Source organism: Arcobacter sp. 15-2 (assembly GCF_047159865.1).
GTDB lineage: Bacteria > Campylobacterota > Campylobacteria > Campylobacterales > Arcobacteraceae > JAIOSF01.
Map to the genome: position 1 here is coordinate 2,035,004 of NZ_AP038804.1, position 14,986 is coordinate 2,049,989.

A 14,986-nucleotide genomic window follows, 5' to 3' on the forward strand; every position below is an offset into this window, starting at 1 on the left:
TAAGACAAGTTTTACACACTGTTGTACCTCCAAAATTTAATTGAAGTCTATCCTTATATGTCTTTTTTAGTATCTTTTAATATATTTAGTATTGTCAATTTTAAATTCTTACTATCAATATCCTTTTTTATTGACAGAATATGAGTTATCATTAAAAAGTTTTTATCTTTAGATATTTGATAAAACCTAGAAGATAATTTAATTAAGTCTTTCTTGTAATTACCTATGTTTAATTGTTCTTCAAATATAGAAATAAAAATATCTTTACAAGGAATTTTATCTTTTTCTGAAACTTTGTTTATTGAATTTAATATAATCTTTATATTATTTGTTTTTATTAAAAAGTTAATAATAAGGTTTCTTTGACTATTCCCCCATAAGAATAATTTGTCTGATGACTCCAATAAAGGAGATAATTGTATTAATAGTTTATTTTTAAGCTTCTTGCTGTTAATTGATTTATAAAACTTTTTACTACTTAGTTTATTATCTATTAAAAAAATCAACCATCCAATTGAATCACTCACAATAGAACTAATTCCACCTTTTTCTTGTAAATTAGCTAATAATTTTTGAGTATAATGTTCTTCTATATCTTTTATGCCTAAATCAATAGAGTATTCAATAGCTAATCGAATAATACTATTCTCAATTTGATTAGGACACTTATCTCTAGGGTCTACTTGATCAGCATAAAAGTCCTTATTAAATTTATTTTTTATTCGTTTAATTATATTTCTTTTTATATCCTTTTTTTTGTACCCAAGTTGTTTTAATAAATAAATAAAAGCAGATAAGTTTTTACATTGAATATCTTCAATTTCAGAATTTAAAATATTTAATACTTCTTTATCTCTACCTTTTATCTTTCTATCTATTGAAAATATAAAATACGAGAATTTATCATCATTTATACCTTTTATTTTCATATCTAACTTAAATTTTATATATAAATTGAATATTTTGACAAGCTTATTTTTTACATTTTCAGACAATTCATTATGTTTTGTATAGTTAACATATCCAATATGAATAGATTCTGCAAAGACTTCAATATTTTCAATTTCATGCTGAATAGCCTGATAATAAATATTTAGTATAAATAAAAAATTCTCTTCATTTTTTGTAGTTAGTGATAAAATATAAAAAAGATTTATTGTTTTACAAACTGCACTATTCTTATTAAATTTTATTACATGAGATAAAAGTTCTTTGATATAATTCTTATCAAAATTTATGATATTACTTGAATCTAAATATTTAAGATGAATTTCTATTACCTTACTCCTAAAATCTTCTGTATTATTGTCAAATAAAAAACCTAACAAATACCAATTTGTAAAACCTTCTTCTCCTTTTTGAGGATTAAAAAAAATATCTAAGTAAACAATATTTGATTTATGTATAATCTTTTGAACACTCTCATGATGTAAAATAGGTAATTTATTTAATATAATAAATTTTAAAAGTCTTGAATAATTAATATAAAGAGAAAAACTATACCTTTGAGGAGTAGTCCATCCTCCAAGCTCACGAGTATATTTATTTTTTTCTAAAAATTTTTTATACATATGCTCAAAATCAGATATAAAATGAAAATAATCCTCTATAAATTTCAACTTATGAATTGGAGTAAGGATTTTCTGTTGAAACTTATTCAATGTATTAAACAAATCCTCATATACAAGAAAAGAATCTGAATCTAATTCTTCGAAGTCATTAATTCTTCTATTATTGAATAAAAAATGTAATCTATAAAAAGTAAGATATTTTTTTATAGTAGAATCATATTTAGTATTTTTACATTTTTTATAACTTTCTTCTTTATTACCTAAAATATAGTCAGAGAAGAAATCTTCTTCTTTGAATATTAAACTTTTATAGAAAAGACTTTTATTTTCAAAAGATTTATCTTTATCGTTAAAACTACTACCTTTCCCTCTCTCAGTAGTATATATATAAGTCAAATAACTATTAAGGTTGTTCTTATCTTCTTCTTTTAATAAATCAAGTACATCTATTTCACCGTAAGAACCAATAGATGATATATTTGAGTAGATAAATAGTTTAGAAAGATTTAATAAGTGTCTATATTCTAATTTTTTTAATTTATCTTTATCTTCACAAGTTATATAAAAATTAAAATGATTATTGTTAATTGAGTTATCTATTCCAATTATATTTGCAGACCAAGGATAGTGTTTTTCCATTTTTTTATTAAAATCATTATACTTTTCAGCATTCTCTTCATATCTAAATTCTAAATTTGTATTAAGTATAAGGGTGTTAGCAATGCTAGGTAGTAAATAATTAAAGTTTTCTAACTCTTTTAAATTGTCTTTCAATATATCTAATCTTTTCTCTATTAAAAAACTATGTGATGGATAACCATATTTAATAAAATTTAATGCCAATTTTAAATAGTTATCTTTTTTTTCATTAGTTAATTCTAAACTTATATCAGATTGTGTTATAACATTTACAGATTTTTTTTCAAAATGAATTTTTTCACTTTTTGAGATATCACTATGTAATATAACAGTATGTTTAATAGTGTTTTCTTCTAAAATATTTTTAACCCAATATAGTATTTTATTGAAATTTGGGTCTGATAAACTAAATCCTAAGAATAAAACTTTATATTTACTAAAGACATATCTGATAAAAGATAAAATCAAAGGAAAGTTTTTTTCATAGTTATTATAATCTTGTTCTGTTAATACAATATTTGTTCTGTTTAAATCGCCATGAGCTTTAACTAGTAAATTATGTTTTGATTTTGATAATGGTATTTGAGCATCGGTGTCAACTACATGAAACTTATTATCAAGGTTTTTTGCTCTCATTGCTTTTTCTAGTAAATCATCATAATTAGTTGTTATAATATGTGCAGGTTCAATTTCATATATAAGTTTGTGTATATCATGACAATTATATTCTTTTGGAAATAACTCTTTTACTTTTGCTACTAATGCTTCTTTTGAATAATTGTCTTCATATATTTGAGCACTTTTAAGAAAGTCATCTGTACTATTATTACCTATTTTAATTTCATCAATAAGTTTTTTCCATGAAGGAAAAGATTTATCATTCTTAATTTCAGCATAGTTTTCTGAAATACCTGCTCCAATAAAAACTACTAAATTATTTTGTTCTTTTTCATTATATAATTCTCTAAGTTCATCAAATACTTTATTCATTTTCCTACCTAATAACAAGTTTATTTATTTTATCAAAAATATTTTATAGTTCTAATATTAAAATAATAATAAATATAATAAAATTACTACTTTAATATCGTTTTTGTATAATCTTATCTAAAAAATAATAATTCAACAAATAAATATGGTACAACTATTAGGAGTTAGAATAATGAATGAAGAGTTAAATGTTAATAAGGATCTAATAAATGACTATGACGAGGTTAAAAGACTTACAAAAAAAGAATGTGAAACTCTACTCTCTAAAATTAACATAGAAGTAGAATTGGAAAAAGAGAACTTCAATCATGTAATAAACTATATTCTAATTAAATATATTGAAAAAAAAGAAAAAACATTAGAATCATTAAAAAGAAAAAATCTTTTTTCTTTAGATATAAATTCGAAAAATCAATTTAAAATTAGACTATTAGATTTTTTATTGAAAAACAAAAGCAAAATTTCTTTATACCAAGTAGATATAAACTATTATCAATCAAAAAGAAATCTTGCTTTTGCGTCTAAAGACATATACCATGTATCACAAAAAATTAAACAAAAAATTAAAGGATATGGTCAAACCTTAGTTAGAGATTTATTATACATTACGGATATGGGTTTCTATAAAGGTATAAAAAAAAATGAGTTATTTGATTTAGGAGTAGAGGATTTATCTGAATGCTGTTCATTCTTAATTCAATTAGACTACAAAATTAATAGTAGACACATTATTTCAAATAAAACCTTTTCAGAACTAAAAAAATTTAATTACAAAAAAATAAATCATCTAATATATGATACTGTGTTAATAAAGGGGTTTCAAAATGCAGAAAAAATAATAGATAACTTTAATTATAAGTGTATTATAGAACAAAAGAATTTAGTAATTTATAGTGAAGATACTCTATTAGAAAAATCAAGACAATATGGCTATCGACATTCAAATTTCCAAAGACTAAATCAATATCTAAATCAAGAAGAAATAGATAATATTTTATCTTTAAAGGCTCTAACAGAAGCATTTCTAGAAGAATCTGATACATTATTTGAATTAAAAAAAGAGCCTTTTGAGCGTTATATTCTTAACTTTCCTCTTTTTGATGAGTTTAAAGACTATATTAATCAAGAATATTTTTTTGAAGAAGAAGTACATGAATTAAATGAAATAAGAAAAGAATATTTTTTAGGATGGACTAGCGAAGAAATTCTAAATTTTAAAATTTCAGACTCTTTAACATTAAAAGATTTAATGTTGGTTCAAAGAATAAATAGAATTATAGCAAATATAAATTCAAATTTTTTATGCTCAAAACTTGATAAAAACCCTGAAAATGAACAAATAATTTATAATTCTTGGATTAAAGTATTTAGTTTAAAAGACTTACAATTTATTTATACTCAAATTATTGGAGAAGAAAAAACAAAAGAATTTATTGATGGTTATTCTTGGGGATTAGAAAACTCAGAAAAGAATGACAAATTAGATTTACAGTATACACCTCTTCTTAAATATTTTGAATATTATTTCCCAATGAATATTATGAGTAGTTCCAATTTATTTAGAAACTCCCTTTTTAAAAATAATATAAGACCACAAAATGAAAAAGAAATCGACTTTATTAGTAAAGTTATAAAAAATATTATGAAAAAAAATTTTGATTATGTTGATGAAGAAGTAAAATTTAATCAGTTTGGATATGTAGGAGACTTTGATGTAATTGCATATATTGATAATACTATATATGTTTTTGAAGCAAAGAATACTATACATCCTGCGGGACTACATGAGCTTCGAAGTACATATGAAGGAAACTTAAAAAAAGCACTTTCTCAACTAGACAAATGTAAAGCTGCACTTAATGACAAAAGATTCATTGAATATTTAAATACTAGATTTAAGTGGAATATTCAAGATGATTTCAAAATAGTAACATGTGTAGTATTAGGTAATAGGATGTTCAATGGCTACACTAATGGAGAACATCATGTTAGGTCTAGTTATGAACTTATCAACTTTTTATCTGACGGTAAAATTAATATACAAGTTAATGACAAAAAAGAAAAAATTAGTTTATGGGAAAATGATGTAATATGTGAAAAAGATATTTATAATTTCCTTGAAAAAAGTACTTTTCATAAAATGGTATTAGATTCAGCTATTCCAATTGAAGAAAAAATTAAAATAGGTAAACATAATTTAACATTTAAAACTTTTGAATTTGATTCTCATAAATTACTTGAAAAAATATCTGAATTATAAAAGTATAGGTAAAAAGTAAAAAAATTGACAATTAAACAATTGATCTGTCAACAGAAAACAAGACACTAAAAGATAAGTTTTAAAACAAGTTCCAGAATCTCTTACTTTTGGAGCAGTTTTTAGTAAAAAATAGCTTTTTCCAAAAAGACTTGAGATTTGGAGCATGTTCAATAAGTACAGGTTGTTGAACTTGTTATTTTACTAAGATACTTTTAAATCTAATATTGTCATAATCTAAATCCTTAAAATTAATTCACTAGATTATTATCTCTATAAATTTATACTTTTAAGGTTTACCTACCTGTTTTTAGGCTGCAAATTTAAATTAAAAAACTACTCTTTCTATATATTCGTAACGCCAAATGGATTATTTAAAATATTATTTACATCATCTTCCATTAGAGAGACTATATATGCTTGAACTCTTTGTTTTGTATAATAATCATTTGACAAGTGAAAAAGTTCATCAGTCCATTTCCCTTTTTCTAAAGATAGAAAAGTAATTATCCCTTTGTCAAAACCAATATGTTCATCAACATTGTCTAGTATAGGATGAATTATCTTAAATTCACAATTTTGATAATCTGTATTGAATACTTTTATTGTATCAACATCTTTTTTTAATGTTCTATTACATGTAATACAAGCTAAGACAAAATTTAATGGTTCAAATATAAAAGTTGGATGAATAGATTTTGGAACAATATGTTCTCTATCTCCATCTAATGGTAAATCACCTTCATTCCTTACTGTAGGATTAAGTGGAGATAAGCAATAAGCACATTTCCCATCCTGTATAGTCCATAATTCTTCTTTCATATACCTTTTGACTCTTTTCATATCAGCACATTCTATATCCCATGATTCTTTTACTTTAGGTACCCCATTAATATACACTTGTTGTGTTGGAGTAAAGGAAAGAAAAGTATTAAGATTTAACATCGTTATTTACATCTATTACTAATATAGACATCAACCGTATTTAACACATTAGTTAATGGATCGTCTTTATGATAAGTATATTTTTTTAATTTTGTAAATAATTCAGTTATTTCATCTATTGAACCATTGTTAGCTACAAGTTTCAATAAGTTATTCAAATCTGCTTTCATATAATAATTACTTACTGTTCTAACATTAAAAATATTATATAACAAGTTCTCAGATGACCAACTGTAAATATCATCTTCAATTTTTTCTATAGATTTATCTTTATGTATTGTAAATATATTTGCTTCTTCTTTTTCTAACCCTGAGACTATAAAATGGGAATGTGTTGCTATAATGACATGAATATTATTAAATCCAGATAATATTTTTTTAATGTGCACATTATATTTTATTTGCCAATTAGGATGCAAACTAACTTCTGGCTCATCTATTAATATAAGAGAATTATTCTTTGCATTAGCAAGTATATTTAATGTAATAAATAATAGATTTTTTTCTCCTGAACTTAAGCTTTCAAATCCTAATTGATTAGATTTTTGCTCTAATTGAAATACGGGGGGACTCAATAATTCCAATAGTACCATATTCCGTACAATCTTATATTCTTCATAAATCTCAATAGAGTTTGTAAAATCTATGGTGAATTTACTAAAGACTTTACTCTTTGATTCAATCCCCCTTATCTTCTTTATTTTCTTAACATATGTAACTATATTATCCTTGTCATCTTCAGTTATATCTAGTAATCTGGTATTATTAAATTTTGTTTCTTTTAATTTATTAATTTTACTGTCAATTGTTTTTTTTGTAATACTTTGCATAACAAGTCTTTTTAATTTATACTCAAACTTCATTTCCATCTTTGGTTTGTATCCTAGTAAATCAAAAGTATCGACTATTTTTTGACAAAATATTTTGTCACTTAGATTTTGAAATAGTAATGTGTTGATTTTTTTATTGACCGCACCACTAAATACTGCATTTCCAGTATTCCTAATACCTAAATATTTATATGTACTATTTTCATTATCATCTTGAGATTGAAAGGTAAATTTATCTTCAGGTAAAAATGACAATGCTAATATTGATTGTGGTATTTCTACATCTTCTAGGGAAACATTATATTTAGATTCATTTTTTTCTATAACAAAAATATTATCATTAATTTGATATTTAATATAATAATATTTTAGACTAGTTTTAGTTCTAGATTTACTAATATTCTTTTTTTCTTCAATATCTTTAAATATATCTATAATTTTGGATAATAATAAACTTTTACCTGTCCCATTGGCACCAATTATTATTGAAAATATAGTATTCTTATTTGTCTTGTTTTCAAAATATTGTAATTCTCTACTTGCATTATTTTTATCAAATGATATTTTATGTATTAAAAATGACATTTATTCTCCAATATTAGGTTACACATTTATTAATTTTATTTGATACTTTATTTTCTATAAAAATAATAATATATTCAATGTTATTATTATAACTTTTTTTAAATTATTTTAAGCTCTGAATTTATTTAGAAATATGATTAGTTTATATAATGGATGTTTTAATGGTAAAAAATAGCTTTATTAGATTTTTAACTATAAAACTTATGAATATAATATTATTATATTCAATCCAACTTCTCATCAACTTCAATTGGCAAAGTATAAGTTTTTGGTTTCGTATTTCGATATTTTTTTGGAGTATTTTAAATGTATTTATGTCATATTTTTTTAATTCTTCTTCAACTGATTTCATGAACATTTCAATATTCGTAGTTAAAATTGTCTTTTCTGCATGTGTAAATGTTACCTTTTTATGTTTTTTCATAAACTCTAGGTTTTGGAACACGAAGTTCTCATATTAGTTTTCAAGTCCCACAAATTGTTCAAAAGGTGGAAATTACAAAGTTCTACAAATCATAAAGAATTATGGAACAAAAAAAGTGAGTATTAAATTATATATTTAAAGTTTCATTCAATCTCTCCACAAAATTGAGCAAGTACTCCATCTTTGCCGTTAATTCTGGCACCTTTTTTACGAGTTCAAGTGCCTCAACTAAATTAAATTGTTGAGTTATAGGTCATTCCTTTAGAATAAATTCTATCAGACTGACACAAAATTTCTAACGCTTCCAAATAAGATACAATAATTGTGTTAAATAAGTTTAGGTATTAACTGAATTATTTATTATTGAGTTAATCCAGCATTTTTTTTCTTTTAGGAACATACGTATCGTGTGTAAAAACTGATTGTTACTTGATTCGTAATTATCTAGATTAGAGTGATATTTCATAACATTATTTTGATTTGAATAAATCAATATGATAAACTTTATAATATTCTGATAAAGTTGCAATTCCCACTTTATAATCAAAATAATCTATTATAAATTGACGAATGTATTCTATACTTAAGCCAGAATTTTTCATTTTAAATAAAGCTGCATCAATCTTATTTAATTCTTTGAAAATTTTATTTTTAAATTTATTATCATGATATGTATTAATAACATGTTCAACATTTGCTTCTAATTCTTTATGCGAATATTCATTCAAATCAATCATCTTACTTTTTTTTAAAAACATTTGAAAACCCCTGTAACCCACTATAGTGGTTTGTAAAAATATTTTATAAAAAGTAAACTTAATTATTAATAATACTATGGTGGGTTTTAAATGAAGAATAAGTTTAATAAAGATGAAATTGATAACCTTTACATAAATATTGGGAAAAAAGTAAAAGAGTACAGAGAAAAAAATAATATGACTCAGTTGGAATTATCATATGCAATGGGATATAAGTCTGTGAGTTTAGTATCATCTGCAGAACTTTTTACAAGAGAAAAACATTTTAATTTAGAACATTTATATAAAATATCAAGAATTTTAAATATTTCTATAAATGATTTAATACCAACACATTAACTAGTTAATATTGGTAGTCTAATCAGTATGTCAATTAAACTACACAGTTTATTTTACAATTTCCATTCTGTTAATTGTTTTTACTATTTCTTTGAGACGGTGTATTGATATCCTGAAATAATTTTAGTGTATAGATTTCCATTCTTAAGATAGCGTTTTCTTTTTTTAAATTTTCTTCTGATGACAAAAGGCTATTAATTGTTTTTTTTTGTAGTTTAATTTGCTCTTTTTGTTTTGTATGTTTTTTTTCTAATGCTAAGAAATCATCAATATTAATATTTTCTAACTCTTTAGTAGTTTGTTTAGCTCCATATTTTCCTATTTTTAATTCAATTAATAAGTTTTTAATATGAGGTAGTTGAAATGCACTGTAAGATAAGCCTGTTAAGTTTTGAATTTGTTTAACTGATGGTTTATAACCAAAAGAAATTAATTCTTTAACAGCATTTCGAATTGATTGTAGTGTTTTCTCTTTTCTCTCTTTATTGATTTTATGACATGTTTCAGCATTTCCTTTTCTCTTTTGTAACATTTAATTTTCCTTTGCTAATAATACTTTTTCATATAGTTTAGTAAACAAGGTTGCTCTATGTAAACTATCTTTCTCAAATAACTTATTTTCTTTCTCTGCCCAATAAGCAGCTTTTTTTAACTGATTTAACGCAGTTTCCTGATAATACTCTAATAAATTATAATCAGGTAATAAATATTTACAATCTAAACAATCATAATGTTGACCACAATTATTTTCATAACTACAATAGCCCATATTCGGTAGTTTATGAGCCAATGGATTTTGAATAATTTTTTTTTCCATTATTGTATTTTTAGAGTTTATAATACGTCCATTAAAATAAACTTTTTTTTCTTCTTCATTTAAAAATTTTCGTTGTAGTTTCCGAACTTGCTCCTTTCTTGGTTTTGAGTATGTAGCAACATTGTCAATAGTTGTATGTAATAGTTCTTTTAATTGTATTGCTGTATACCCATTCTCAGCTCTCAATGTGATACCCGTTGTTCTGAATTGATGAACTGTGATTGATTCTGTAATATTTAATTTCTGACATATTCTTCGAAAAAGTTTGCTAAAATAGGTTCTTGTAAGAAGGTAGATGTTATTTTTATTTTCATAATGAAATAGCATATCTAACGGTTTATTTTTTATATTACTAATTGTTTTGACTTCTAATTGTTGACTTTTTATTAAATTTAATAAAAAGACTTGGTGAGAATCTCTTTTATCCAATAAATCTGTCTCTAGCTTTGGATTTCGATATCCACCATTATTTTTAAAGATAGGAATTGAAATCATTGAAAAATCATCATTCAAATCTTTTAAACAATCTAACTCTAGATTTAATATTTCACTTATTCTATGAGGAAAAAATCGCATTATCCAATATGCTAATTTTAAATGTAAGCTATGTTCATCATTATAAAAGTACTTATCTAATATACCTAATGTATCATCTGAAATAGCTTCTCTTCTGTCTATATAATTAAAATTCTTAATTGGATTAACTTTACCTTGAAGGTTTTCTAAGTAGGGCAGGTTATCTAACCAACTAAATGTAGAAAAGAATGTTATGGAGAATTTCCATATTTTATATCGTGTATCATAGTGATAATGTGTTCCTTTCTTCTCTTGTTTTAAATTATTGATAAAATCTTCCAGCAATTGAAAATGTTTATAATCAAAATTTTTTACTTCTATTCCCATTTTTTCGCAGAAATTAAATATATGAATAACTTTTGAAGGAAAATCGGTTGCATTTGAAATAGATTTTTGTGCTAAAACCAAAACATGTAGTTTAACAATATTTTTATATTCTATAGGTATATTTTTAAAATAAACAGTAAATTTGTCTTTTGAATAGTTTTTCCCTTTTGTTCTTAAGTCAAAAAACCAACTATTATTATTAAATTCTGAGGTTGTTGATAAAAGTTTCAGTATAGATTTTATATCTTCTATTTTTTGTTTAACTGAAGATGCTTCAGAGTTAGACTTAGAAATATCGTTAAACTTTAAGTGTGCACTAGTCATTATATTCTCCAATTTTTATTAACACTTCTTCATAAGATTTTAGAAAAAATATTTCTCTTTCATATTCCATATATTCTTGGTACTCCTCTCTTTGAATATTATTATCAAGATAAAACTTTTCTAATTTTTCAATACGAGTTTTTTGATTATTGAAAAATTTTTTCCAATGGACAATATAGTCTTTTGATGTTACTAAATATTGACAAGAGGCACAGTTCTTTGACATTTGTAATTTACCACAATCATTTTCACTCATAGGAATAATACATTTACCATACTCCATTTGTCTATAATTTAAAAAAAGTTTTACATATAAACTTTTTCTTTCTTTAATAGTTAACTTTTTCATTTTGTCTTTAGGAATTATATATTGAAAATGTTTTTTAAAAAAATCTGTATTTAGCTCAGATAGTCTTTTTTTATTTACAAATGCATAAGCCTTATTTATTGTTTGTGTAGACGCATGATTTAAAAATGCTGATATTTCCTCAGCAATAAAGCCATTCTCAGCCATTAATGTAGCAATACGTACTCGCATCTGATGAGACGTATAATTCCACAAAATACCATTATCTGTAATAATATTATTACGAAATATTAAGTTATTTATAGACTCATTATAACTTGAACCTGATATAAGTGAATATGACGTACTCGTAAATGTTTTATTTCTTCTCATGAAAATTTTTTCACTATCAATATTATTATCATTAAGATATTTTATTTGTTCTTTTATGGATAAAAGAACATTGTTATCATGTATTGGAATATTTCTATACTCAGTCTTTCCCATTTTGCGCTTAAACTTTAAAGTTTTATATTCCTTAGCTTTTATATACCAAGTATTTTGTTTTTTAAACAAACAGTCCGTTTTTAGATTAATCAGCTCTTTCCACCTTAAACCAGTTGCAGATAATACGATAAATGCATTTTTGATAGGTGTTTCTAATTCATTTGAATGGATAAGAATTTGCGAATATATCTCTTCTGGTAAAGGTTGATATGCTTCAGTATGATCATCTATGCGATTAAATACAATACCATGGCAAGGGTTTTTTAACAATTTAGGTAAATTATGTTTTAAAGAAATCTCATTTTCAATAATAAATGTAAAAATATTTTTTAAACAATTAAATATACTACTTCTTGTAGATATTTTAAGTTTTTTAATATTCTTATTTTCTCCAGCAATCAATAACATTGCAAACTTTTTCATATCATTATTTGTAATATCAAATGAACTAAAGTTCTTTATTTGTTTTTCATCTAAAATAAATTCAATGAAAATTATCAAATATGAAAATACACTTGAAATATTTCTATCTGCTAAAATTATCCATTTATAATAAGATTTAATTTCTTTAAGAAAATCTATATTACCAAATTTAGAAAAATTTACAATACTAAAATTTATTTTATTATTTGATGAAGTTTTTTGGTATTTCCAGAGTAAAGTATTTTGCTTTAATAGTTTTTCATTAGTAGTTCTTTTTGCTAAGTATTGTCTCTGATACCCTTTTTCAACTTCATCAAGTATAACTGATGCAAAATGATTATATAGATTATTATTATAATGATTTTTTTTTGCGTTACCTTCTCTATGTATGGATAATATATAGTTAAGTGTTTTATTATTTGTTTGATTAAATAAAATAATTTTAAGATTAAACACAGTAACTATTTCAAAAGAATTAATTAATTTATTAACAAAATGTTTTATAACTTCACGAAATTCTTTTAAAAATAGCAAAGATACTAGCACTATAAATAATATAAAAATGTTACCACTCTTTGTAATGTTAAGAAAAGGTTTTTTATTTAACATACAATATTTGATTGAATCAAAAAATTTTACAAATTTTTCTTTATTATAAATAATCTCTCTAACTTCTTTATTAGGAATGTTAAATCTAATATCTTTAAAATATAAGTTTTCACATTTGATATCCCAAATATGAATTTCTGGAGTGTAGTGCTCATTCTTAGTGATATAATAAGGCGTATCATTTTTTTCTTTTGAAACAATATTTAGAAATAATTTTTCCAATTCTTCTTTTACGGTTAATCTATCTTTCGTATTTTCTTCGATATAAAACCATCTTTTATCTAGGTTTCTTAAATTAAAGTCTAAAAAATCGTAGTTCTTTGTTTTTATGTGCTGCTTGATCATGTGTACAATATAAAGATGAAATTTGTTATAAAATAATGTATATGAAATCATTATAAAAGAGTGTAAGTTAAAAAAATTGTGATTTTGCTTTTTAACAATTTCCTTCGGTGTTTTTTCTAGTAATTCTAATTCATTTAGTGATATTTTAATAAAATTTTTTAAGAGTTCTTGGTTGTAGTCTTTCTTTAAATTGTAATTGGTTTGGAGTCTAAGGGTAAGTAAATACTTTCGTTTTTCTATAATAACATAAATACTATTCTTATCTAGGGTAGGGGTGTCAGAAAATTTGATATTCATTGTTGCCCTTTATTTTGCTTATATATAAACTTAGAAGCTTTTTTCATTAACTTTTTACTTTGTTCATCTATATATGGTGTGATTGAAATAGGATTATTCCAACCATACTTGTGTCTAATTATCTCGTAGGGCATTCCCTTTTCTAAATCATTCATTACGCTTGTACTTCTTCCTGAATGGGTTCGAATTTTAGTGGTGTCAAAACCTGCTTTTTGTGCTGCTCTCTTTAAAGACTTATAAAATGTTTGATATGAAACCTCTTTGCCACAATATTTTCCTTGTTTGTGATTGACAAATAAGTAAGGAGAATCATAACCTGAATTGAAAACTGCATCTAATCGATTAGTCTGTATATAATTATTAATTAAAATTGATAATTCAGATGATATTTCAACTATTCTATGTTTGTTAGTTTTACTTCTTGATGGCTTTATATTCTTTTCTTGAAAGTTAAAATCTTCTAAATATATACTTAATACTTCATCTATTCTAAAACCAAATAATGTTAATTTAAATATAACTATATCTCTTAAAGATGAAAAATTTGAGGAAATTATTTCAATCTCAATATCAGTATACTCTATAATATAGTTTTCTTTTCTACCTCGTTTATAGCGTGTTAAAAATAAATTTAATGTATTTTCTGTAGAACTTTTTAGTTTTTCAATATTAAAAGATAGTGGATAATTATATTTCATATTTTTATTATATATAATTAAGGCATTTTCATTACTATCAACTTCACTTAATAAAAACATATAAAATTCAACAATTACATTGCCTTTCCCTTTTAATGTTTTATAACATAATTCAGGAGTTAGTATATATTGACCTTTTTGATTAAAAAATATTAAATATTCTATATATTTCTTTATATCTTGAATATTAATTTCATAATATTTTTTATTTAGTTTTGTATCTAAGTGATTTAACCAATTAGCTAATATGTAAGCATATGTTTTTTGAGTATTATGCGAATTTTTACCTTTAATATCTAAAAATTTACAAATGTGGAAAACAGGAATGTAGGGATCACATACAAAATAAGAAATATAAGAAGTGTTTTTCAAAATTTTAATAGCCTTTTTAACTTTAAAATTCATATTAATCCTTTAATTATAAAATATACTAGTACAT

10 protein-coding genes are annotated in these 14,986 nt (G+C 23.3%); 2 read left to right on the forward strand and 8 right to left on the reverse strand.

Features of this window, described 5'->3' with window-relative positions; translation table 11 throughout:
• Positions 1-53 precede the first annotated feature (53 nt).
• Positions 54-3,200 carry an SIR2 family NAD-dependent protein deacylase gene (locus tag ACMCMH_RS10285; RefSeq protein WP_412725251.1) on the reverse strand — a complete coding sequence of 1,049 codons (3,147 nt, stop codon included), beginning with the start codon at positions 3,198-3,200 and terminating at the stop codon, positions 54-56.
• A gap of 172 nt (positions 3,201-3,372) precedes the next feature.
• Here ACMCMH_RS10285 and ACMCMH_RS10290 point away from each other — a divergent pair, with 172 nt between their 5' ends.
• A complete protein-coding gene (locus ACMCMH_RS10290; protein ID WP_412725253.1) occupies positions 3,373-5,460 on the forward strand; it encodes a hypothetical protein in 2,088 nt (695 codons plus the stop codon).
• Positions 5,461-5,802: 342 nt separating this feature from the next.
• On the opposite strand, the gene ACMCMH_RS10295 is transcribed toward ACMCMH_RS10290, so the two are convergent.
• The 3 genes from ACMCMH_RS10295 to ACMCMH_RS10305 form a co-directional block, all read right to left on the reverse strand.
• Positions 5,803-6,402: a hypothetical protein gene (locus tag ACMCMH_RS10295; protein WP_412725255.1), complete on the reverse strand. Its 600-nt coding sequence runs from the start codon at positions 6,400-6,402 to the stop codon at positions 5,803-5,805.
• A 2-nt stretch (positions 6,403-6,404) separates the two neighbouring features.
• On the reverse strand, positions 6,405-7,817 hold the full coding sequence (locus ACMCMH_RS10300; protein ID WP_412725257.1) for an AAA family ATPase: 1,413 nt from the start codon (positions 7,815-7,817) through the stop codon (positions 6,405-6,407).
• An 894-nt stretch (positions 7,818-8,711) separates the two neighbouring features.
• On the reverse strand, positions 8,712-8,999 hold the full coding sequence (locus ACMCMH_RS10305) for a hypothetical protein (RefSeq protein ID WP_412725259.1): 288 nt from the start codon (positions 8,997-8,999) through the stop codon (positions 8,712-8,714).
• Positions 9,000-9,089: 90 nt separating this feature from the next.
• Here ACMCMH_RS10305 and ACMCMH_RS10310 point away from each other — a divergent pair, with 90 nt between their 5' ends.
• Positions 9,090-9,338 (forward strand): helix-turn-helix domain-containing protein, encoded by a 249-nt coding sequence (locus ACMCMH_RS10310; protein WP_412725261.1) that lies wholly within the window; start codon positions 9,090-9,092, stop codon positions 9,336-9,338.
• Positions 9,339-9,408: 70 nt separating this feature from the next.
• Here the strand turns inward: ACMCMH_RS10310 and ACMCMH_RS10315 are convergent, their stop codons facing one another.
• Genes ACMCMH_RS10315 through ACMCMH_RS10330 form a run of 4 tightly spaced genes read right to left on the reverse strand, consistent with a single transcriptional unit; the run spans position 9,409 to position 14,952 of the window.
• Positions 9,409-9,870 carry a hypothetical protein gene (locus ACMCMH_RS10315; protein WP_412725263.1) on the reverse strand — a complete coding sequence of 154 codons (462 nt, stop codon included), beginning with the start codon at positions 9,868-9,870 and terminating at the stop codon, positions 9,409-9,411.
• On the reverse strand, positions 9,871-11,382 hold the full coding sequence (locus ACMCMH_RS10320; RefSeq protein ID WP_412725265.1) for a hypothetical protein: 1,512 nt from the start codon (positions 11,380-11,382) through the stop codon (positions 9,871-9,873).
• Positions 11,375-13,849, reverse strand: coding sequence for a tyrosine-type recombinase/integrase (locus ACMCMH_RS10325; protein ID WP_412725267.1), 2,475 nt, complete (start codon positions 13,847-13,849; stop codon positions 11,375-11,377). Before ACMCMH_RS10325 ends, ACMCMH_RS10320 begins: the two co-directional genes overlap by 8 nt.
• Positions 13,846-14,952 (reverse strand): tyrosine-type recombinase/integrase, encoded by a 1,107-nt coding sequence (locus tag ACMCMH_RS10330; RefSeq protein ID WP_412725269.1) that lies wholly within the window; start codon positions 14,950-14,952, stop codon positions 13,846-13,848. The genes ACMCMH_RS10325 and ACMCMH_RS10330 overlap by 4 nt, the downstream gene beginning before the upstream one ends.
• Between the last annotated feature and the right edge of the window lie 34 nt (positions 14,953-14,986).

What these genes read in the sequence shown, in the direction of transcription:
- ACMCMH_RS10285 (WP_412725251.1), bottom strand. Translation starts at nt 3,200, where the DNA reads ATGAATAAAGTATTTGATGAACTTAGAGAATTATATAATGAAAAAGAA.
- ACMCMH_RS10290 (WP_412725253.1), top strand. Translation starts at nt 3,373, where the DNA reads ATGAATGAAGAGTTAAATGTTAATAAGGATCTAATAAATGACTATGAC.
- ACMCMH_RS10295 (WP_412725255.1), bottom strand. Translation starts at nt 6,402, where the DNA reads ATGTTAAATCTTAATACTTTTCTTTCCTTTACTCCAACACAACAAGTG.
- ACMCMH_RS10300 (WP_412725257.1), bottom strand. Translation starts at nt 7,817, where the DNA reads ATGTCATTTTTAATACATAAAATATCATTTGATAAAAATAATGCAAGT.
- ACMCMH_RS10305 (WP_412725259.1), bottom strand. Translation starts at nt 8,999, where the DNA reads ATGTTTTTAAAAAAAAGTAAGATGATTGATTTGAATGAATATTCGCAT.
- ACMCMH_RS10310 (WP_412725261.1), top strand. Translation starts at nt 9,090, where the DNA reads ATGAAGAATAAGTTTAATAAAGATGAAATTGATAACCTTTACATAAAT.
- ACMCMH_RS10315 (WP_412725263.1), bottom strand. Translation starts at nt 9,870, where the DNA reads ATGTTACAAAAGAGAAAAGGAAATGCTGAAACATGTCATAAAATCAAT.
- ACMCMH_RS10320 (WP_412725265.1), bottom strand. Translation starts at nt 11,382, where the DNA reads ATGACTAGTGCACACTTAAAGTTTAACGATATTTCTAAGTCTAACTCT.
- ACMCMH_RS10325 (WP_412725267.1), bottom strand. Translation starts at nt 13,849, where the DNA reads ATGAATATCAAATTTTCTGACACCCCTACCCTAGATAAGAATAGTATT.
- ACMCMH_RS10330 (WP_412725269.1), bottom strand. Translation starts at nt 14,952, where the DNA reads ATGAATTTTAAAGTTAAAAAGGCTATTAAAATTTTGAAAAACACTTCT.